The sequence below is a fragment of the Streptomyces sp. NPDC127097 genome (genome assembly GCF_042724075.1).
Taxonomy (GTDB): domain Bacteria; phylum Actinomycetota; class Actinomycetes; order Streptomycetales; family Streptomycetaceae; genus Streptomyces.
Genome location: NZ_JBHXFI010000018.1, coordinates 37,893 through 57,133, shown reverse-complemented (window position 1 = coordinate 57,133; position 19,241 = coordinate 37,893). Strand labels below are relative to the sequence as shown.

Sequence of the window (19,241 nt, the reverse complement as noted above, 5' to 3'; positions counted from 1 at the left end):
CCCCGACTCAGCTCCGTACGCGATGCCGGACCGTCGAGCCCGACCGGTCCTTGACGACCTCCAGCTGGGCGGGGATCCGCGCCTTGAGGTCGGCGACATGGCTGACGATGCCGACGCTGCGGTCCCGTTCGCGCAGCGAGTCCAGTACGTCCAGCACCTCGTCCAGGGTCTGTTCGTCCAGGCTGCCGAAGCCCTCGTCGATGAAGAGGGTGTCCAGTCGCGTGCCGCCCGCCTCGTCGGTGACGACATCGGCGAGGCCGAGCGCCAGCGCGAGCGAGGCGAAGAAGGTCTCGCCGCCGGAGAGACTGGAGGTGTCCCGCTCATGACCGGTCCAGGCGTCGATGACATGCAGCCCCAGGCCGGAGCGCCGGGCGCCACCGGCCCGTTCGTCGGAGTGGACGAGGGTGTAGCGGCCGGCGGACATCCGGTGCAGCCGGGCACTGGCGGCCGCCGCGACCTGTTCGAGCCGGGCGGCGAGCACATACGACTCCAGGCGCATCCGCCGCCCGTTCTCGCTGGACGTGCCCGCGGCGAGTCCGGCGAGGCGGGCGATGCGGTCGTGGGCGGCGCGCAGCGGGGCCAGCGCGCGGGCGTCGGCCTCGGCGCGGGCGGACAGCCGGTCGAGCTCGGCGCAGCGTTCCCGGGCCGCGGCATGCGTGGTCGAAGCGGTGCGCAGCCGGGCGGCCGCGGCCTGGTGCGCGGATTGTGCGGCGGCCGGGTCGGCGGGCGGCAGCGCCGCCGCGGCCGCGGCTTCCGGATCGGCCAACTCGGCCTCCACGGCGGCGGATTCGGCCTGCCACTCATCGAGCCGTCGCTGGAGGGCCCGCCAGGCGTCGTCCTGGAGCAGCGCCTCCGCGGCGGCCTGCGGGGAGTCGAACCCGGCGCGGTAGGCGGCGTCGGACAGTCCGGCGTCGGCCTCCTTGAGTCGCTGGGCGCAGGAGCCTGCCGTACGGGACGCCTCCGCCGCCGCGGCGAGCAGGGTCACCTGCCGCTCCAGCCGGGCGGCCCGGTCGGCGACGCTCGGACTGTCGCCGCGCGCCCGGGTCAGCTCCTCTTCCAGGGCGGCCTGTTCGCGGTCCAGCGCCTCCCGGTGGGAAGTACGGGCAGCGGCCCGGCGCTCGGCCTGCTGCTGCTCGGCGCGCCGCCGTTCGTACTCCCGCTCCGCGCGCCCGAGCGCCTCGCGGGCGGCGTGGAGGTCGGCCCCCTGCGCATGGGCGTGGGCGAAGTCGGCGCGCAACTCCTCGACCTGCGCCGCGAGTTCACCGGCCGAAGCATCGCCGGCCGTGGCGGCCGCGGCGGCCAGTGCCTCCTTGGCCGACTGGCAGCGGGACTCCGCCTGCCCCCGAGCCTCCTCGGTCCGCCGGTGCGCGGCCAGCGCGGCTTCCTCGGCCGCCCGGTCGACATGGCCCGCACCGGCCCGCGCCGGCCGGGGGTGCTCGGTCGCGCCGCACACCGCGCAGGACTCGCCGTCACGGAGGCCGTCCGCGAGCTCGGCGGCGATCCCGCGCAGCCTCCGGTCCTTGAGGTCGAGCCAGTGCTCGTGGGCCGCCGCGGACCGCTCCCTGGCGGTGAGCAGCTCCGCTTCCGCCGATCGCACCTCATCGCTGAGCCGGTCGCGGCGGCGGGCCGCTTCCCAGCGTTCGGCGGCCGGTTCGATACGGGCGCCGAGCTGTTCGGCCCGGGTGGCGGCGTCCTGCGCCGTCTCGATGCGCTGCTGGTGGGCGCGCCGGCCGTCGTCCCACGCGGCGAGCCATTCGGCGGCGTCCAGCAGCGTCTGCTCGTCGGCGCGCGCCTCGCGGTCCAGTGCCGCGCGTTCCCGGCCGATGTCGGCGGCCCGCCGCTCGGCCCGCCGGGCCGCGCCCAGCGACCCCAGATCCTCCCGCAACTCCCTTTCCAGCGCGGCGAGTCGCTCGCTCTCCGCATCGACGAGGTCCAGCGGCAGCGGGCTGCGGTGCTGTCGCTCGGCGCGCTGTGCGGCGTCCAGCTCACGCCAGGCGGCGTCGCGCAGGGCGAGCGCGGGCGCGACCTCCGCGGCCGCACGGGCCTGCTCCAGCCGCTCGCGGGTACGGGCTCGCTCCTCGGCATGAGCCTCCAGCCGGGCGGCCCGGCGCCGGGCGTCCGCGTACCGCTGCTGGAGCCGGTCGCGTTCACGGGACTCCTCCCAGCGCGCGGCCGCCGTCCGCTCGGCGGCCTCGGCGGTGTGCAGCCCGGAGGCCGCGACCGTCAGCCGTTCCCGTGCGCTCACCCGGGCCACCGCCGCCCGGACCAGCACCGCGTCCGCGAAGCCCGGCTCGCCGGGGCCCGGTGCGGCGGGGTCCTCCGCGGCGCCACTACGGGCCGATGCGGCCGGTGCGCCGGGCTCCACGGCCCCGGCCTGCCCCGGTACGGTCGCCCGCTTCGTGGCCGTCGCGGCCGTCGCACGCCCGCGCCCACCGGCCGCCGTGGTGCGTCCGCGCGACGGTGCGCCCTGCGGCGCCGACCCGGCCCGGTCCGGCGCCGGGACCGACGGATCGGTGAGGTCGGCGCTCTCCCCGGCCGCCTGTGCCATCCGGTGCGCCAGCGCCAGCAGCCGTTCGTCGCCGGCGGTGACGGTGTCCGCGGCGACCCTGCGGCGCGCGGTCAACTGCTCTTCGAGCGCGGCGAACCGCCGGGTGTCGAAGAGCCGCCCCAGCAGCCGGGCGCGCGCCTCGGCGTCGGCCCGCAGAAAGCGCGCGAAGTCGCCCTGCGGCAGCAGCACCACCTGGCAGAACTGCTCCTTGCTCATACCGAGCAGCTGGCCGATCTCCTCACCGATCTCCTGGTGCGAGCGGCTCAGCGCCTTCCAGTGCCCGCCGGCCCCCGGCCCGTCGCCGCTCTCCGGCCCGTCGCCGTCCGCAGGTCCCCCGCCCCCGGCCGGCACGAACTCCCGCAGCCTGCTCTGTGCCTTCTCCTTCGTCGTGCCGCTGCCCCGCTTCTTGGGGCGTGGCTGCTCGGGCAGCCGGGTGATCTCCAACCGCCGTTCGCCCACGGTCAGTTCGAGAACGACCTCGGTGAGCGTCAGCGGGTCCGCCAGATCGCTGCGCAGCGCCTGGCCGCTCTGCCGCGCCCCCGGGACCGACCCGTACAGCGCGAAGCACACCGCGTCCAGAACCGAGGTCTTGCCCGCGCCCGTCGGGCCGTGCAGCAGAAAGAGACCGTCCCGTGTCAGCCGGTCGAAATCGATGGTCTGGGTGCCGCCGAACGGCCCGAAGGCGGTGAGCGAGAGCCGGTGCAGCCTCAACGCGCCACCTCGGCCGCCATGTCGCCGACGCGTACCTCGTCGATCGCCGAGCGCAGTTCGGCCCGCTCCTGCTCATCGGCCGCACGGCCGGACCGTACGTGTTCCACGAAATCCTCGGCGATCTCCTGGTCGCTGCGTCCGCGCAGCCGCTGCGCGTACGACGCCAGCGAGCGGGTGGGCCCGTCGTCGGGGTCGAAGACCAGGCTGACGAGGTGCGGGAAGCGCTTGACCAGACGGGCCATGGGCTCATGGGGCCGGGCGGTGTCGGTGAGGGTCGCCTCGACCCAGGAGTCCTCGTGCCGGGCCGGCCCGGGGTCTTCCAGCAGCTGCTCCAGCCGTCCGCGGATACGGGCCAGCGGCCGCGGCACCGGGCAGTCCACCCGTTCCGCGTGCACGGCGCCGTCCGCGTCGAGATCGACGATCCATGACGACTTGCGGTGCTCGGCCTCGGAGAAGGAGTAGGCGAGCGGAGATCCGGAGTAGCGGACCCGCTCGGTGAGCGTCTGACAGCCGTGCAGATGCCCGAGGGCGACGTAGTCCACCCCGTCGAAGACGGCCACGGGGACCGAGGCGACCCCGCCGACGGTGATATCGCGCTCGCTGTCGCTGACCGCGCCGCCGGTGACGAAGGCATGCGCCAGCACCACGGAGCGCGTCCCCGCGGGCCGCCCGGCGAGATCGGCCCGTACCCGCTCCATGGCCGCGCCGAGCACCTCCGCATGGTCGGCCCGCCGCGCCCCGAGGGTGTCGCGGACCATGGCGGGTTCGAGATACGGCAGCCCGTAGAGCGCCACCGGACCATGGGCATCGGCGAGCAGCACGGGGGTGCCGCAGTCGGCCGGGTCGGTCCGCAGGTGGATGCCGGCCCGCTCCATCAGCCCGGAGCCGACGCCCAGCCGACGGGCCGAGTCATGGTTGCCGGAGATCATCACCGTCGGGACACCGAGCCCGGCGAGCCGGTGCAGGGCGTCGTCGAACAGCTCGACGGCGGCGAGCGGCGGCACGGCACGGTCGTAGACATCGCCCGCGACCAGCACCGCGTCGATCTCCCGGGCGCGCACCGTCTCGACGAGATGATCGAGGAACGCGCGCTGGGCGGAGAGCAGATTCACCCGGTGAAAGGACCGTCCGAGATGCCAGTCGGAGGTGTGCAGAAATCTCACCCAGCCACTCCGACCTGCATATTTCCCCTCCGAGAGCCCACGAACCAGCGCCCGACCAGCACAGTCCGGCAACCGGCTCCCACCACGGCGGCCACTGTCCGCACCCCGTTCCTTGCGGGCCTCATTCTTGCATCCGTGGCTGGTGCAGGTGTCCGCGGATGCAAGACCGTTCAAGGGAACAGAAAGGGCATCAGCTCGCCGGTGCGGTACCGGAACGCCTGCCGCAGAGGGACCTGGAGCTGTCGCCGGCCCCGGGCAGCGACGCACCCGGCCTCCGTCCACGACAACCGCGCGCCGAACCCGCCCAGTCAGAGCTCCCCGTAAGCCTCGCCTCCCAGTTCCAGCCGCGCCGTGCCGGCCGTGGTGTCCGCGAGCCAGGCGCGGAAGGCGTCCAGATCGGCCTCCGGCAGCCCGATCTCGATGCGTACCTCCGCCCCGTACGTCACCTCACGCACCGCCCGCCCCGTGGTCCGCAGGTCGTTCTCCACCCGGCCGGCCCGCTGGTGGTCGACGGTGACCGTCACCAGCCGGAAGCGCTGCCGGGTGACCGTGCCCAGCGTGTCGAGCGCCTCGCCGACGACGCCCCCGTAGGCGCGGATGAGGCCGCCGGCGCCGAGCTTGACCCCGCCGAAGTAGCGGGTGACGACGGCGACGACGTAACGGACCTCGCGGCGCACCAGCATCTGAAGCATCGGCACGCCCGCCGTACCGCCCGGCTCGCCGTCATCGCTCGCCTTCTGGATGCCGCCGTCGGCGCCCAGGACGTAGGCGAAGCAGTGGTGGCGGGCGGTGGGGTGCTCCTTGCGGATGCGCGCGATGAAGTCCTGGGCCTCGGTCTCGGTCGCGACGGGCGCGAGCGCGCAGAGGAAGCGGGACTTGTTGATCTCGATCTCGTGGACACCCTCGCGCGCGAGCGTGCGGTACTGCTCCTGCATCGGACCAGCCTATGCGGCCCCTCTGACAGCCGGGCACCGGCCGGTCCCGGTGGTCCGCGCCGCGCGGGGGTGTCCGCCGTAAGGGCGCGGGGGTCCGCCGTCCGGGCGCAGTGCGCACGGCCACGCGGCGTACCCGCCCCGTCCGCACGGTGCGTCGGGGAGACGTCCGCGCTGCCCGTGGGCACTGTGAGGGCGGTGCGAGAGCCTCGTGTTTCCGGGGCCCCGCTCGTACAGGTAGGAACGGCCGGTTTGCGGAGGGCTGCATGGAAGAGAGCACACAGTCGGCGATGACGGCGGGCGTTCCGGTGACGGGCGAGGAGATGCCCGAGCCCCCGCCGGAGGTCATCGAGGCGGCACGCACGGCGCCCGACCACTGGCTGGCCATGGTGGATCTGACCTGGCGGGGAGAGGGGCCGCCACCGCTCTGGGCGCTGATCGGCCAGTGGCGGTCGGGTCCGACGGGCGAGATCGAGGAGTGGCGGGACAATCCGGAGTACCGGCCGTCGCCGCAGATGCTGGACTGGTCCGAGCCGACGGACGCGGTCGACGGCGCACTTCAGCTCGCCGCGACCGGCTACGGACCGGGGCAGGACGTCACGGAGGCGCTGGCGCGCGCGGAGGTCTCCGTCCTGGTGACCGCGACCGGTACGCCCCTGGCCGCCGCCTCGCCCGAGGGCACCCCCGTGATCCCCGTCTACAGCTCGCAGAGCTACCTCGAATCGGTGGGCCGGCTGATGTACGACCGGCGGCCGGTGGCCGACCTCGTCGAGCAGCTGCCGCCGGGGCATGCCCTGTACCTCAACCCGACCGGGCCGGTGAGCATGCTGGTGGACACCGAGGAGCTGCGCGCGGCGCTGGCCGGGGTGTCCGGGACGGAGGCCCGGGAGCCGGCCGCGCCCGTGGCGCCGCGACCGGGGACCGGGGCCGGCGGGGCCGAGCCGGTCGGCAGCGGCCGGGGGATCGGCAAACCGGCCCGTGCCGCGAAGGGCAGCACCGTGGTGGGGGCCGGGATGGCCGGCAGCGGAATGGCCCGCGGCGCGAACTGAACCACCGCGCAGAGACCCGCCCCGCCCGTCTTCCCCTTCGGGCGGGGCGTCTGCCGTGCGGCGCGCACCGGCTGCCGTCACTCCGCGGAGTGGTCGCCCTCCGCGACGGGAATCTCCTGGTCACGCCGACCGTTGAGCGGCACAGGACCCTTCCATTCGCAGGAGGCAGTGCGTGTACGGCGACCCCAGCACGATCCGCAGAATCCTGACCGAGCTCGGCGACACCTGGGCGGTCGTGGGCCTGTCCAACAACGAGCAGCGCCCGGCACACGGCGTCGCCGAGGTGCTCCAGCGCTACGGGAAGCGGATCGTGCCCGTGCATCCGAAGGCCGAGCGCGTCCATGGCGAGCAGGGCTACCCCTCGCTCTCCGCCATCCCCTTCCCGGTCGACGTGGTCGATGTCTTCGTCAACAGCGAGCTGGCCGGCCCGGTCGCCGATGAGGCCGTCACGATCGGCGCGAAGGCCGTCTGGTTCCAGCTCGGCGTGGTCGACGAGGCGGCCTGGGACCGGGTGCGCGACTCGGGCCTCGCCATGGTGATGGACCGCTGCCCGGCGATCGAACTGCCGCGTCTGGGCTGAGCGGGCGGGCTGAATGCACCGGGCCTGAAAAGCCCCGTCCGCGTGGCTCGCGAACGGGGCTTCGAGGGTGCGCTGCGTTACTCGGGCCTGGGCTCAGCATCAGGGAGGATGAAGCCCCGTGCAGGGGGCGTCTCCTCCTGCTCCTCCACCTGAGTCTCACGGTAGGCAGCCACGAGGGCGGCGTACCGCGAATTGATCAACTCAGCCATGGGGGCTCCAATCGACGCACCGAGTGTGGCAGACGTCGGTTACGGCTTGTCCCGGCACGGCGGGCGGGGCGTCGGCATGGGTTTGATGGGACCGGTGTCCGACGGCGAGTGCTGACACTTCGCCGAGACGGCGATGAGTTGGTCACCCGTCGGGGCTCCCCACAGCTCCGCGTCGACGTCGTACCCGGCGATACGGATGGCGTCCTGCGTGCGCACCAAGATCAGCGGGTCGTAGTTGTCCGGGGCGTAGCCGGGGTAGTGGTGGACGAAGTCTTCAGGCGCGTCCCGGGTACGCCGGCCTTTAGCAAAGCGACGGGTGCTGGCCCGGCGCGGGGAGCGCCCCGGTCATGACCTCACCGGGGTCTGGTGGGTCCGCCGCCAGACGTCTCTTTCCGGTTGTGGAGCAGTAGCTCCGTTGATGCGATCGCAGCTGCCGCGTAGTCCTGGCGTTCGCGCGCCTCGTCCCGCACCTTCACCCACGCTGTGCAGTCGCGGCAGTTGGGATCATGCGTAGGCAGTTCTATGGCGACTGCCGGCGTCGAGGCCCCGACAGCTAGCACAATGGTCGGGGTTGAACACAAGACCGTAGAACGATGGCTGAGCAACCCTGACCGGGCTCCCCGCGAATCCACCCAGGCGGACGTCGGCCGCGCGCTAGGAGTAGCCCCCATGGCTCTGTGGCCCAAGTCGGTGCGTTCTCACGTCAAGACGGGGCACGACCGCGAGATCATCGCGGCCTACCCATTTCGCAGCGCCGCCCCCACGTCACTGTGGGCGTCGCTCATCGACGGAGCATCCCAGAATCTGGCGTTCGCCGGCTATACCAATTACTTCCTGTGGCAGCAGCACCCCCGTCTAGGGGCGCGGCTGAAGGCCAAGGCCGACGCCGGCGTCCGGATCCGCTTCCTGATCGGCGATCCGGAGTCGGACGTCACGCGCAAGCGGGAAGAAGTGGAGGGCGTCCCCCTCACGGTCAGCACACGCATCAAGATCACGCTGGATGCCCTGGGAAAGATGGGCGAGACCCGTGGGATCGAAGCGCGATTCAGCGATCAGCACATCGCGCTGTCCGTCTTCCAATTCGATGATCAGATGCTTGTGACCCCGCACATCGCCTCGTTGCTCGGCGACGAGTCCCCCATGCTCCACCTCCGCCGACTGGAGGACGACGGGCTGTACGACCGGTTCGCCGGCCATGTGACAGCGCTGTGGGAGGACGGCCGACCGGTACCGCTGTAGTCCGCGCACGCAAGCGACCGGCCGGGCGCGCAGCCCTCAGGCGACGCCCAGGCCGTCCAACACCGTCGCGCCCGGCAGTTCGGCCAGGGCCTTGCCGGGGACGATGAGTTTGCCGCGGCGGCTGCCGCTGCCGATCAGGGTGTAGGGGGTGTCGATGACGGCGGCGTCCACGAGCAGCGGCCAGTCGGTGGGCAGGCCGATCGGGGTGATCCCGCCGTACTCCATCCCGCTGTCGCCGACCGCCCTGTCCATCGGCGCGAACGACGCCTTGCGTGCGCCCAGTTGACGGCGCACCACTCCGTTGACGTCGACGCGGGTGTGCGAGAGGACGACACAGGCGGCCAGGGTGGTTTCGCCGCCGCGCTTGCCGGCCACCACCACGCAGTTCGCCGACTGTTCCAGGAGCCAGGGGCCGTAGCGCTCGACGAGCAGTGCGGTGTCCGCGATCGCCGGATCCGTGTCGACGTGGCGCAGCTCCTCGACGGGCACGGAGCCGCCCCAGGCACGGATCGCGGCGGCCACCGGCTCGGGCAGCAGGTCCAGTCGCTCGACGGCGGGCCGGACATCGTCAAATGCATCCATCGGCACGGGCATGCCCGCCAAGCTAACAGCCGGGACGGCCCGGCCGTCGGGCCGTCTCAGCGGACGGGCGGGATGATCACCGACATGGTCATCTCGACCGGTTCCGTACCGTCGTTGCGGTAGCCGTGCGCGACCTTGGCCTCGAAGGTCGCCGAGGCACCGGCGGGCACCGCGTGCTCCTCGCCGTCCACGACCAGCGTCAGCGTGCCGGCCCGGACATGCAGCAGTTCGACGGTGCCGGGCGGATGCGGATCGGAGCCGCTGCTGTCGCCGGGCATCAGCCGCCAGTCCCACAGTTCGAACGGTCCGGGTGCCTCCGCGCCCACGAGGAGCGTGGTGGAGCTCCCGGCTTCGGTGGACCACAGCCGGACCGCCTCCTTCGGCGCCACGATGCGTACCTGCGGGCCCTGTTCGTAGTCGAGGAGCGTGGTGATGCTGACGCCGAGCGCGTCGGCGATCTTGACGGTGGTCCCCACGCTGGGGTTCGTACGGGCCTGCTCAATCTGGATGATCATGCCGCGGCTGACACCGGCGCGGGCCGCCAGCGCATCGAGGGTGAAGCCGCGCTCGGCGCGCCAGTGTTTGAGGTTGCGGGCGAGCGACTGGGTGAGCTGGTCGAGATCCGTCACGGTCCGTCCAAGTCGAGGCCAATATATTCGATACCCGAGTGCATTCTGTTGCACTACGGTGTGGTGTACTTCAGCGTCCGGTTCACTGTACTGCGAGGTTTCACCATGACAGCGGTCTTCGCCCTGGCCACCAGCCTTCTGTGGGGGCTCGCCGACTTCGGCGGCGGACTGCTCACCCGTCGGCTCCAGGCGCTGACCGTAGTGGTGGTCTCCCAGGCCCTGGCCGCCGTCGCGCTGGGCGCCATCGTGCTGGCCACCGGCGGCTGGCGGGAGGCCGGACCGCAGCTGTGGTTCGCGGTCGGCGCGGGCGTCGTCGGCCCCGCCGCCATGCTCTGCTTCTACCGCGCGCTGGCGCTCGGCCCGATGGGCGTGGTCTCCCCGCTCGCCTCGTTCGGCACCGTGCTCGTCCCGCTCGGCGTCGGGATCGTGGCGGGTGAGCGGCCGGGCCTGCTCCAGGTCACGGGCATGCTGGTGGCCGTGGTGGGTGTCGTGCTGGCCGGCGGCCCGCGGATCAGCGGTGCCTCCGTGGCCGGCCGGACGATCACCCTGACGGTGATCTCGGCGCTCGGCTTCGGCGCGGTGATGGCGCTGATCTCGGAGGCGTCGACGACCGTGACCGGGCTCTTCCTCGCCCTGTTCGTGCAGCGGCTGTGCAATGTCGCGGTCGGCGGCGTCGCGCTGTACGCGTCGGTGCGGCGCGGTACCCCGGCCCTGCCCGAGGGCGGGCTGCCGGCCCTCCGGGACGCGCTGCCCGCCCTCGGCTTCGTCGGTATCGCCGATGTCGCCGCGAACGGCACCTACGCCCTCGCCGCCCAGAGCGGACCGGTCACCATGGCGGCGGTGCTCGCCTCCCTCTACCCGGTCGTCACCACACTCGCCGCGCTCGGCATCCTCAAGGAGCGGCTGCGGGCGATCCAGACGGCCGGCGCCTCCCTCGCGCTGGTCGGCTCGGCCCTGCTCGCCTCCGGCGGCTGACCGCGGCGGGGCCGCCTGCGGCCCACCACACCTGACGCCGGGTCAGGACGTCTCGTACGCCTCGCCGGCCTCCGCCGCCTGCCACTCCTCCAGCGCGACCAGCTGCTCCGGGGTGACGCCCTCGGGGATCGGCACCGGCGCCGGTGTGCGCAGCGGCGGCTGCCAGCCCTGCCGGGGGTCCCAGCGGCGGACGATCCGGGCGGGCGCCCCGGCGACCACCGCGTGATCGGGGACCTCGCCCCGGACCACCGCACCGGCCGCGACCACCACATTCCGGCCCAGCCGCGCCCCGGGCAGGATGACCGCACCGGTTCCGATCCAGCTGCCGGGGCCGATGGCGACCGGTTCGCTGCGCGGCCACTGTTTGCCCACCGGCACCTCGGGGTCGTCATAACTGTGGTTGGTGGTGGTGACATAGACGCCGGGGCCGAAGAAGCAGTCATCGCCGATCGTCAGCCGGACATCGGCGATCACATGGCTTCCGCGGCCCAGCACCACACCGTTTCCCAGCGTGAGGATCGGCTCCGCACCGAGATCGAGGTCCGGCATCATGCCCGCCGTCAGCGTCACGTCCTGGGCGATGATGCAGTGGTCACCGAGCTCGATCCACGGGTCGCCGAAGACGGTGCCCTGCGGGTAGGCGAGCCGGGTGCCGGTGCCGATCCGGCGGAAGCGGTACGGGCCCGGGCGCTCGGCCGTCACGGCCGCGGCCTCGCGCACCCAGCGCGCGCCACGGTGGACGGCGCGCGACACGGCCCGGCGCCGCCAGGCCGCGACAGACGAGAACACGTTCTGGTTTATCGGCACTCGCACACCGTACTCAGCCCGCGGCCGGACGGCCCCGCCACGGGCTGTGATCTTCGCCCCACCGGCTCCCGGCACCGCCCGGCACCGCACCCGTCGTCTACGGTGCTGTCTCCGCGACGCGGAACGACGAGGAGGTCCAGGATGACGGCACGGGCGTTGATTTCACCGGTGGGCGGCAAGGAGCCGAAGATCGATCAGAAGGCGTTCACCGCCCCGACGTCCGTCGTGCTCGGCGAGGTCACGATGGCTCCGGGCAGCAGCGTCTGGTACCACACGGTGCTGCGGGCGGACTGCGGCCCGATCGTGCTCGGCGCCGACAGCAACGTCCAGGACAACTGCACGGTCCATGTGGATCCCGGCTTCCCGGTGACCGTCGGCGCGCGGGTCTCGGTCGGACACAACGCGGTGCTGCACGGCTGCACCGTCGAGGACGATGTCCTGATCGGCATGGGTGCCACGGTGCTGAACGGCGCACACATCGGCGCCGGCTCACTGGTCGCCGCGCAGGCGCTGGTCCCCCAGGGCATGCAGGTCCCGCCCGGTTCGCTGGTCGCCGGGGTTCCGGCGAAGGTCAAGCGGCAGCTGACCGACGAGGAGCGCGAGACCATCAAGCTCAATGCGGTCATGTATCTGGAGTTGGCGGCAGAGCACCGGGAAGCGGTCGCGGGCGCCGAGGACTGAGTCGGCCGGCGCGGGATCCGGCCGGCCCGGACAGCGCGGGGGCCGGCCGCCGCGGCGCGGGCCCTTGGTCGGGCCCCCGCCCCGGCCCGGGGGGAGGGCGCCCGGGGGGGGGGGGGCCGGGCCGCGCGCGGGGCAGCAGCGCCGGAACGCAAAAGGTGTGGGGCCCGGGGCGGGTGGGGGGGCCCCGCGGCCGGCGCCGGCCGCCGGGGCTGCCGGCGGCCCCGGACCGCGGGGGGGCGGCCCGCCGGGGCGGGGGCCATGGGACGGGCCCGCGCCGCGGCCGGCGGCTTCAGCGCCGGGTGGTGGCGGCGACGGTCAGCGCGGAGGACAGCAGCTCGGCATCGAACAGGGTGGCGTCCGCGAGGCGGTTGGCGTTGGCGTAGGCGTTCAGCATCAGCTTCGCGGTCCGCAGCGCCGAGGGGGAACGCCGGACCAGTGGCTTGATCCACTGCGTGACGGCAGGGTCGAGCCGCTCCTCCGGGACGACCTTGTGCAGGATGGACAGCTCCTGTGCGGTGGTGGCGTCGAAGTTTTCGGCGGTCAATATCAGCTCACGGATCCTCGCCGCACCCACCTCGTGCAGCAGCCGCGGCATGATCCCGCCCCACGCGGGCGGCACCCCCAGCCCCAGTTCCGGCAGCCGGAAGCGGCAGTTGTCCGCACCGACCCGCAGATCGCAGAAGACCGCCAGCCCCACACCGGCCCCGACCACCCCGCCGTGCAGCCGCGCGATGGTCACCGCGTCGGTGCTCGCCAGGGCGTCGCACACCCGGCGCGCCTTGTTGCCGAGGGCGCGCAGCCCCACTCCACTGGGGTCCTCGGCGAGCAGAGCGGGAAATTCCGCGCGGGCACCCCCCAGACAGAAGTCCTCGCCCGCGCCGGAGAAGACCAGGACCCTGATCCCGGAGTCGTCGTCCAGGCCGCCCAGTACGGTGAGAAGCTCGTCGAGCATCTCACCGCAGAGGGCGTTTCCCGTCTCGGGGCTGTTCAACTGCACCGTGAGGACGGGCCCTTCCTGTGTCACGAGGAGGGACTTGAAGTCGTGGATCATGGGGTTCCTTGATTCGTTGTTCCGCTGTGCGGGAGACCCGTGCCGGTCAGACACGGACGACCGGAAGGGTGATCAGGCGGCGGAAGGCCACACGGGGCTCCCAGACGGGCGGGGCGCTGATCCGCAGCCCCGGCAGCCGCTCCAGCAGCCCAGTGAGCAGGCAGTCCGCCTCCATACGGGCCAGCGCGTTGCCCAGGCAGAAGTGAATGCCCCCGCCGAAGCCGAGATGGGACGCCCCACGGCGGATGTCGAAGTCCTCCGGGGCGGCGAAGTGGTTCGGGTCGTGATGGGCGGCGCCGACCATGAGCTGCACCATCTCGTTCTTGCGGACGGTCACCCCGCCGAGTTCGGTGTCCTCGGGAGCCACCCGGCTGATCATGTGGATCGGGGCGTCGTAGCGGAGCACCTCGTCGACCGCGCCCGGTATCAGCTCGGGGTGGACCCGCAGCCAGTTCAGCTGGCGGGGGTGCTCCAGAAGCAGCCGGACCGCGCTGGACAGGACATGCGCGGTCGTCTCCAGTGCCGCCAGGACCATGAACAGCGTGAGGGCGTAGACGGCCTCGTCGGCGGCTTCCCGGTCGGGCTCCTGTGCGTCCCAGACGCGCAGCCATGACGAGACCGGATCATTGCCCGGTTTTCGCCTTCGTTCGCTCACCAAGGCAGTGAAATACTGCCGCAATTGACGAGTCGATTCATCGGAGAGCGCGAGCTGACTCGGCGTCGGGAACAATTCCTGGGTGTACACCTGGTCATGGGTGAGCGAACGCAGAAGCCCATAGTCGGCGGGCGGAATCTTCAGCCATTCGCCGATGGTGATCACCGGAAGTTCTTCACTGACCAGGGCACAGAAATCGGCCGGGCCATACGCGAGTTCTTCTTCGAAACGGTCGAGCAGCCGGCCCGTCGTCTGCTCGACCGAACTCTTCATGTCGGCCAGGGATTTACGGTCGAAAACGTTGCCCAACGAGCGCCGCACCCGGGTGTGGTGCGGTGGGTTGAGCATCGGCAGCGTGTCACCCATCTGGCGTGACGCGGAGGCGTTCCAGCGGGCCGCATCATCCTGGCGGGCCCGCCAGGCACTGTCCGGGACCCGCCAGGATCTACTTCGCAAAAGCTGATGGCACAGCCCGTACGAGGTCGCCAAGTACCCTCCCCAGGGCGCCTGAACGATATCCCCCATCGCCCTGAGTTTCGCGTACAACGGCAATGAATTCGACTGGCCATCGGCCGTGCGCAGACGGGAGAAAAGCGAAACCACACTGCGTCGGTCAATGGGGGCAGCGGCCAGGGCGGGCTGCAAGGCGACACCTTCTTTCGGAAGATCACTCAATAAGTCGCCAGCCCTGCATACCCCTACTGCCGAACGTTCATGCGACGCGCGGACATTCAACCTGTCGTGAACATCACACACGCCACCAGCTGAGGAATCCGCTCCACCAGCTTCCCTTTTGCGGCCGGTTCTGCTGTCCCCGGTTGCGGGCGTCCCCGCCCGACCCTGCCGCCGCGCCGGACTGCGGGCCCCGTCGCTCGCTGCGTACGGGGGTGAAGCGCGCGGGCAGCGCGTTGAGCGCCCGGTGGAACGGGCCGGGACGCCAGGTCAGCGTCTCGGCCGGCACACCCAGCTCGATGTCCGGCAGCGTGTTCAGCAGCTTCTCGATCGCCCGTATGGAGATCAGCAGCGCGGGATCCTTCGCCGGGCAGGCGTGCGGCCCGGCACCCCAGGCCAGGTGGGCCCGCTTGCTGAAGGTCTGCCGGGTCGCGGACAGGCTGGGGTCCCCGTTGGCCGCCGCGAAGCTGACCAGCACCGGGGTTCCGGCTGCCAGCTTGTTCCCGGAGAGTTCCACCTCGTGCACCGGGTAGTGGGTGGCGTAGTTGGCGATCGGCGGGCTGTTCCACAGCACCTCGTTGATGGCGTCCTCGACCAGGAGATCGCCACCGCCCCCGGCGAACTGCTCGTCGGACAGCAACAGCCGCAGGGCGTTGGCGATGAGGTTCTGCACCGGCTCGGTGCCGGCCCCGATGAGCAGCGCGAGCTGATGGACCATCTCCTCGTCGGTCAGCCGCGAGGAGTGCTGCATCAGCCAGGAGGTGATGTCCTCGCCCGGCGTGACGCGCTTCAGGCCGACCAGCTCGAACAGGGCGCCCGCCATGACCTCGTTGGCCCGCTCCGCGTCGACCCCGTCGAAGAGGTTGGATATGGCGCTGATCAGCCGGTCACCGATCTCCGCCGGGCAGCCGAAGAGATCGTTGAAGACCAGCAGCGGCAGCAGCTGCGCATAGTCGCTGATCAGGTCGGCCTTGCCGCGGGCACTGAACTGGTCGGTGAGGTACGCCGCGACGCGGTCGACATGCCTGCTCACCCGGTGCATGTCCAGGCGCCCGAAGCTCTCCGTCACCGCCTGACGCAGCCTCAGATGCTCCGCACCGTCCGAGAACATGCAATTCGGCCGGTACATCATCATCGGCAGCACGGGGCTGTCCAGCGGAACACGCCCCTCGTTCAGCGCGCGCCAGCGGCGGGAATCCCGCGCGAAGGTGTCCGGATTCTGAAGGACATGGAGCGCCGTGGCGTACTCCGTGACGAGTTCGGCCTCCACTCCGGGAGCCAGCTCGACGGGCGCGGTGGGTCCGTACTGCCGCAGCATGTCGTAGAAAGCGTCCGGCGCGGCGGCGAACTCCGGCCCGTGCAGGGGCGCCCTTTCGCCGCCGGCGTGCGCGGGGCAGCCGGGCGGTGGGCTCTGGAATTCCGAGTGAGATTGCATGCCTGAACTCCTAGTTGAGGCGGGACTGGAGATATCGGACGAGTGCGATCAGCGAATCCGCCGAGGAACGTTGGTCCCGTGCGTCACAACTGACCACAGGCGTCTCGGGAAGCAGGTCCAGAGCCTCCCGGATCTCGTCGAGCGAGTGCGCGGGCGTCCCGTCGAAGCGGTTCACGGCGATGGCGTAGGGGATTCCGTAGTGTTCCACCAGGTCCATGACAGGGAACGACTCGTCGAGCCGCTTGGGGTCGACCAGGACCAGCGCCCCGAGCGCACCTCGCGTCATGTCCTCCCACACCTGAACGAAGCGCTGCTGGCCGGGAGTTCCGAACAGGTAGAGGACCAGCTTCTCGCTGAGCGTGAGCCGGCCGAAGTCCATGGCGACCGTGGTCGTGGTCTTCTCGGGCGCGCCCTTCGGGTCGTCAATTCCGGCGCCCGCCTGGGTCATTATCTCTTCGGTCCGCAGCGGCGGAATCTCGGACATGGTCCCGATGAATGTCGTCTTCCCCACGGCGAAGTGTCCGACCACGAGGATCTTTGCCGCGGTCTGCACTGAATTGCGCAGGTACACGCCGTCATCCAAAGCGAGCCTGGAGCCCATTCAGCACCTCCTCTAGGATTTGCCGGTCGACAAGCTGAGCGGTAGGTATGGGCGCGCGGGAGAAGAGATATCCCTCGCGCGCGAGATCGGACACCAGAATCTTGACGACACCCACCGGGAGCCGGGTGTGCCCGGCTATCTCGGCGATCGAGAGGAAACCCCCCGAACACAGCTCCAGCAGGCTGAGCTTCTCCGGATCGAGGGGTTTCGTGCGGGGTGGTTCCGCTTGCACGGTGACCAGGGTGATCAGCGAGAAGTCACTGCCGTCAAGAAGATCGCGGCCGTTGGTGATGACGTACGGCCGCACTAATTCCGCTGCTTCGTGTTCCAGCTCCGGCTCGTCGTCGGTGGTCATGGCTGAATATCAGCCCTCTCACGAGGCGGGCTGGTCAGTGCCTTTCCGAGCTGGCCCACCAGCTGCTGCATACGGAAAGTGATCTCTGCCATGTCCACATCGGGCGACGCCGAAACCGCGAGATAGGCGCCTTCGCCGGCCGAGATCAGAAAGACCCAGCCATGGTCGAACTCGACCAGTGTCTGCCGCCATTGCGGCCGGTTCGCGGAAGCACCACCGAGGCAGAAGTCGGCGACCGTACGGCTCAGCGACTGCATTCCGCTCATGGCCGCGGCGACGGTATCGGCGTGGTCCCGGCCGACGTCCTTCGAACGGGCCATGAGCAGACCGTCCGCGGACACGAGGATGGCATGCTGTGCTTCCGGCAATTCCAGAGCACTGTCAAGCATCCACGACAGATCGTAGTTCACTGAACCTCAGGCCCTTCACTGCTTGCATTGGTGGAACGTCGGCCGGACTGCGTGCCGCGCTGGAATGCGCCCATGACGGACGCCGCCTTTGCGCTGTCACGGACCGGAGCTTCCGTGCTCTCGGATTCGGTCGGCACGATGGAAATCGCCCCGCGGCGGCGCCGCTTCGGCAGACCGCCGGCCGTGGTCTCGGGAACCGGACGGGCACCGGACGGCTGTCCCAGCGGCGACGGGCCGGGAGCCGGGGGGCCGGCCGGCGGGTATCCGTGCACGGCCGACGCCGGGGCGCCAGGGGCCGGGTGACCAGGGGCGTTCTCAGGCGGCAACGGAGCGGACGCAGCCACGGCAGGGCTCTCCTCGGGCTCGTGCAGAGACGTCAGTAGATCGTCGGGGAGCAGGACGACCGCGCGCACGCCACCGTAGGGAGAGGTCGAATCCACCGATACGCTGAAGCCGTAGCGGGCGGCGAGCACACCCATGACCGTGAATCCGAACTGCGGCGGGTTACCGAGGCTGGAGACACTGGCCGCATTCTCGCTCGACAGCAGCTGAGCGGCTCGGGCCTTCTCCTCCTCGTTCATACCGACACCGGCGTCGTCGACGATGATGCAGACGCCCTTGGGCACCGGCCGGATATTGATCTCGATCATCGTTTCCGGCGCCGAATAGCTGGTGGCGTTGTCCAGCAGTTCGGCAAGCACCAGCGCAACCGGTTCCACCGCGCGGCTCACGATGGCGAAATTGCTCTGCGACCGGATCTCGACGCGGGTGAAGTGGCGAATACGGCCCTTGGCGCTGCGGACCACATCGTAGAGCGAGGCGTTGTTCCGGCGCCGGCCGAGCCAGCCGTCACAGAGCACGGCGATGGACTGGGCCCGTCGCGCGAACTGCGAGTTCATGTGGTCGATGTCGAGCAGATCCTGAAGGATCTTGTGCTCGCCATAGGTGTCCTGAAGCTTGGAAATCGCCAGCTGCTGTTCGCTCGCCAGGCCCTGAAGGGTCCGCATGGCGGCCTTCAAGGTCGTCTTGGTGGCCTCTTCGGCTCGGTCCTTGGCCTCTTCGACGGCCTCCGTGTAGTGATCCTCAAGATTGGCGTAGTGCTGCTTGAGCTCGGCCTTTTCTTTTCGAAGATCCGCGATCTTCATTCTGCCGCGAACAATCGCGGTGGCAGCAGCAGGGGTACCAGCGATCAATCCCCAGAACGCTGGATCCTGGAAATATTGCGTCATAGGACTCTCTTCGGACGACGGAGCCACCAGGTGTCGTATGCCTGGCTGCGGCGTAGAGAATCACTCACGACCCCAGACATACGTGTACGGCCGCGCACAGTCGCCTGCCAGAAAGCCATCGAAGGGCCGGCTAATGGCATAGTTCTCCCCGGGGTGGCGGTTTTCTTAGGCCAATGCGCGGAATTTCTTTCTTGCCTTAGCAGGTGACTACCCGGTTGGCAAGTGCGATGATCTTAGCATCACAGCAACACCCGCCGTCCAACGGCGATCTGCACAGTTGCAGCATCTGAAGCAGATTCAACAAAGGCCCACTTTGGGTCCATTGGGCGCTGATGCCGGTCCTGCGGCGCAACCGGTCCGCCCGCTTCCTGACGGACCGTTGATGCACCGCCCCCTTGTACGTCGCGAACGCAACGTACAAGGGCGGTCAGCAAACGTCAGCGATGGGGGGCGTCATGGACGTTGGTGATCTTGCCGCCGCGGACCCGTACGACCCGTACGGTCATGTCCCGGACGGTGCCCCGCAGATAGTGGGCCGTGCAGTGGGTCCGGGCCCCTTGACGGCCCGCAGGTCCTTCGCGCAGTCGACCGAGCGCGGTCCCCTGGGGATCACCGGGAGCGACAGATGGCCCGAGATCGAGCGGGCGACCTCATCGCGCGGGACGGTTTCGGACGCCCCGTCGGCCGTGCCCACGTGCCGGGTCACGGGCAATTCTTGCCGGTGGACC

The 19,241-nt window shown here is 70.8% G+C and carries 19 protein-coding genes; 5 read left to right on the top strand and 14 right to left on the bottom strand.

Going from position 1 to position 19,241, the window contains the following annotated elements; genetic code table 11:
• Positions 1-7: 7 nt before the first annotated feature.
• The 3 genes from ACFWJW_RS16440 to ACFWJW_RS16430 form a co-directional block, all read right to left on the bottom strand.
• Positions 8-3,259: an AAA family ATPase gene (locus ACFWJW_RS16440; RefSeq protein WP_387240818.1), complete on the bottom strand. Its 3,252-nt coding sequence runs from the start codon at positions 3,257-3,259 to the stop codon at positions 8-10.
• Positions 3,256-4,422, bottom strand: coding sequence for an exonuclease SbcCD subunit D (locus ACFWJW_RS16435; protein WP_387240815.1), 1,167 nt, complete (start codon positions 4,420-4,422; stop codon positions 3,256-3,258). The genes ACFWJW_RS16440 and ACFWJW_RS16435 overlap by 4 nt, the downstream gene beginning before the upstream one ends.
• Before the next feature lie 308 nt (positions 4,423-4,730).
• Positions 4,731-5,357 (bottom strand): YigZ family protein, encoded by a 627-nt coding sequence (locus tag ACFWJW_RS16430; RefSeq protein WP_387240812.1) that lies wholly within the window; start codon positions 5,355-5,357, stop codon positions 4,731-4,733.
• Positions 5,358-5,620: 263 nt separating this feature from the next.
• Here ACFWJW_RS16430 and ACFWJW_RS16425 point away from each other — a divergent pair, with 263 nt between their 5' ends.
• Complete coding sequence (locus ACFWJW_RS16425; protein WP_387240809.1) at positions 5,621-6,403, top strand: type VII secretion system-associated protein; 783 nt, start codon at positions 5,621-5,623, stop codon at positions 6,401-6,403.
• 172 nt (positions 6,404-6,575) lie between these two features.
• Positions 6,576-6,983, top strand: coding sequence for a CoA-binding protein (locus tag ACFWJW_RS16420; protein ID WP_387240806.1), 408 nt, complete (start codon positions 6,576-6,578; stop codon positions 6,981-6,983).
• A gap of 248 nt (positions 6,984-7,231) precedes the next feature.
• Here ACFWJW_RS16420 and ACFWJW_RS16415 read toward each other — a convergent pair whose 3' ends face one another.
• The gene (locus ACFWJW_RS16415) at positions 7,232-7,408 is read right to left on the bottom strand and encodes a hypothetical protein (protein ID WP_387240804.1); all 177 of its coding nucleotides are present in this window, start codon (positions 7,406-7,408) and stop codon (positions 7,232-7,234) included.
• 453 nt (positions 7,409-7,861) lie between these two features.
• Here ACFWJW_RS16415 and ACFWJW_RS16410 point away from each other — a divergent pair, with 453 nt between their 5' ends.
• The gene (locus ACFWJW_RS16410; RefSeq protein ID WP_387240801.1) at positions 7,862-8,431 is read left to right on the top strand and encodes a hypothetical protein; all 570 of its coding nucleotides are present in this window, start codon (positions 7,862-7,864) and stop codon (positions 8,429-8,431) included.
• A 36-nt stretch (positions 8,432-8,467) separates the two neighbouring features.
• On the opposite strand, the gene ACFWJW_RS16405 is transcribed toward ACFWJW_RS16410, so the two are convergent.
• On the bottom strand, positions 8,468-9,013 hold the full coding sequence (locus tag ACFWJW_RS16405; RefSeq protein WP_387240798.1) for a YbaK/EbsC family protein: 546 nt from the start codon (positions 9,011-9,013) through the stop codon (positions 8,468-8,470).
• 56 nt (positions 9,014-9,069) lie between these two features.
• Positions 9,070-9,642: a helix-turn-helix domain-containing protein gene (locus ACFWJW_RS16400; protein WP_387240795.1), complete on the bottom strand. Its 573-nt coding sequence runs from the start codon at positions 9,640-9,642 to the stop codon at positions 9,070-9,072.
• Between the two features lie 105 nt (positions 9,643-9,747).
• Between ACFWJW_RS16400 and ACFWJW_RS16395 the strand changes: the two genes are divergently transcribed.
• Complete coding sequence (locus ACFWJW_RS16395) at positions 9,748-10,617, top strand: EamA family transporter (RefSeq protein ID WP_387240792.1); 870 nt, start codon at positions 9,748-9,750, stop codon at positions 10,615-10,617.
• Positions 10,618-10,659: 42 nt separating this feature from the next.
• On the opposite strand, the gene ACFWJW_RS16390 is transcribed toward ACFWJW_RS16395, so the two are convergent.
• A complete protein-coding gene (locus ACFWJW_RS16390) occupies positions 10,660-11,424 on the bottom strand; it encodes an acyltransferase (RefSeq protein ID WP_387240789.1) in 765 nt (254 codons plus the stop codon).
• Between the two features lie 141 nt (positions 11,425-11,565).
• Here ACFWJW_RS16390 and ACFWJW_RS16385 point away from each other — a divergent pair, with 141 nt between their 5' ends.
• Positions 11,566-12,105, top strand: coding sequence for a gamma carbonic anhydrase family protein (locus tag ACFWJW_RS16385; protein ID WP_387240786.1), 540 nt, complete (start codon positions 11,566-11,568; stop codon positions 12,103-12,105).
• A gap of 289 nt (positions 12,106-12,394) precedes the next feature.
• Here ACFWJW_RS16385 and ACFWJW_RS16380 read toward each other — a convergent pair whose 3' ends face one another.
• The 7 genes from ACFWJW_RS16380 to ACFWJW_RS16350 all read right to left on the bottom strand — a co-directional run bounded on the left by ACFWJW_RS16380 (position 12,395) and on the right by ACFWJW_RS16350 (position 18,513).
• The gene (locus ACFWJW_RS16380) at positions 12,395-13,156 is read right to left on the bottom strand and encodes an enoyl-CoA hydratase/isomerase family protein (RefSeq protein WP_387240783.1); all 762 of its coding nucleotides are present in this window, start codon (positions 13,154-13,156) and stop codon (positions 12,395-12,397) included.
• 46 nt (positions 13,157-13,202) lie between these two features.
• Positions 13,203-14,456, bottom strand: coding sequence for a cytochrome P450 (locus tag ACFWJW_RS16375; protein ID WP_387240780.1), 1,254 nt, complete (start codon positions 14,454-14,456; stop codon positions 13,203-13,205).
• A gap of 103 nt (positions 14,457-14,559) precedes the next feature.
• The gene (locus ACFWJW_RS16370; RefSeq protein ID WP_387240777.1) at positions 14,560-15,918 is read right to left on the bottom strand and encodes a cytochrome P450; all 1,359 of its coding nucleotides are present in this window, start codon (positions 15,916-15,918) and stop codon (positions 14,560-14,562) included.
• Between the two features lie 10 nt (positions 15,919-15,928).
• Positions 15,929-16,519, bottom strand: a complete 591-nt coding sequence (locus ACFWJW_RS16365) for an ATP/GTP-binding protein (protein WP_387240774.1) — start codon at positions 16,517-16,519, stop codon at positions 15,929-15,931.
• A complete protein-coding gene (locus ACFWJW_RS16360) occupies positions 16,494-16,874 on the bottom strand; it encodes a DUF742 domain-containing protein (RefSeq protein ID WP_387240770.1) in 381 nt (126 codons plus the stop codon). The genes ACFWJW_RS16365 and ACFWJW_RS16360 overlap by 26 nt, the downstream gene beginning before the upstream one ends.
• Positions 16,871-17,284 carry a roadblock/LC7 domain-containing protein gene (locus tag ACFWJW_RS16355; RefSeq protein WP_387240767.1) on the bottom strand — a complete coding sequence of 138 codons (414 nt, stop codon included), beginning with the start codon at positions 17,282-17,284 and terminating at the stop codon, positions 16,871-16,873. The genes ACFWJW_RS16360 and ACFWJW_RS16355 overlap by 4 nt, the downstream gene beginning before the upstream one ends.
• Positions 17,281-18,513: an ATP-binding protein gene (locus ACFWJW_RS16350; protein ID WP_387240764.1), complete on the bottom strand. Its 1,233-nt coding sequence runs from the start codon at positions 18,511-18,513 to the stop codon at positions 17,281-17,283. Before ACFWJW_RS16350 ends, ACFWJW_RS16355 begins: the two co-directional genes overlap by 4 nt.
• Positions 18,514-19,241 lie beyond the last annotated feature (728 nt).

Excerpts from the sequence above, each read along its gene's own strand:
- ACFWJW_RS16430 (WP_387240812.1), bottom strand. The coding sequence starts at position 5,357 with ATGCAGGAGCAGTACCGCACGCTCGCGCGCGAGGGTGTCCACGAGATC.
- ACFWJW_RS16425 (WP_387240809.1), top strand. The coding sequence starts at position 5,621 with ATGGAAGAGAGCACACAGTCGGCGATGACGGCGGGCGTTCCGGTGACG.
- ACFWJW_RS16410 (WP_387240801.1), top strand. The coding sequence starts at position 7,862 with ATGGCTCTGTGGCCCAAGTCGGTGCGTTCTCACGTCAAGACGGGGCAC.
- ACFWJW_RS16405 (WP_387240798.1), bottom strand. The coding sequence starts at position 9,013 with ATGGATGCATTTGACGATGTCCGGCCCGCCGTCGAGCGACTGGACCTG.
- ACFWJW_RS16395 (WP_387240792.1), top strand. The coding sequence starts at position 9,748 with ATGACAGCGGTCTTCGCCCTGGCCACCAGCCTTCTGTGGGGGCTCGCC.
- ACFWJW_RS16385 (WP_387240786.1), top strand. The coding sequence starts at position 11,566 with ATGACGGCACGGGCGTTGATTTCACCGGTGGGCGGCAAGGAGCCGAAG.
- ACFWJW_RS16380 (WP_387240783.1), bottom strand. The coding sequence starts at position 13,156 with ATGATCCACGACTTCAAGTCCCTCCTCGTGACACAGGAAGGGCCCGTC.
- ACFWJW_RS16370 (WP_387240777.1), bottom strand. The coding sequence starts at position 15,918 with ATGCAATCTCACTCGGAATTCCAGAGCCCACCGCCCGGCTGCCCCGCG.
- ACFWJW_RS16365 (WP_387240774.1), bottom strand. The coding sequence starts at position 16,519 with ATGGGCTCCAGGCTCGCTTTGGATGACGGCGTGTACCTGCGCAATTCA.
- ACFWJW_RS16360 (WP_387240770.1), bottom strand. The coding sequence starts at position 16,874 with ATGACCACCGACGACGAGCCGGAGCTGGAACACGAAGCAGCGGAATTA.
- ACFWJW_RS16350 (WP_387240764.1), bottom strand. The coding sequence starts at position 18,513 with ATGACGCAATATTTCCAGGATCCAGCGTTCTGGGGATTGATCGCTGGT.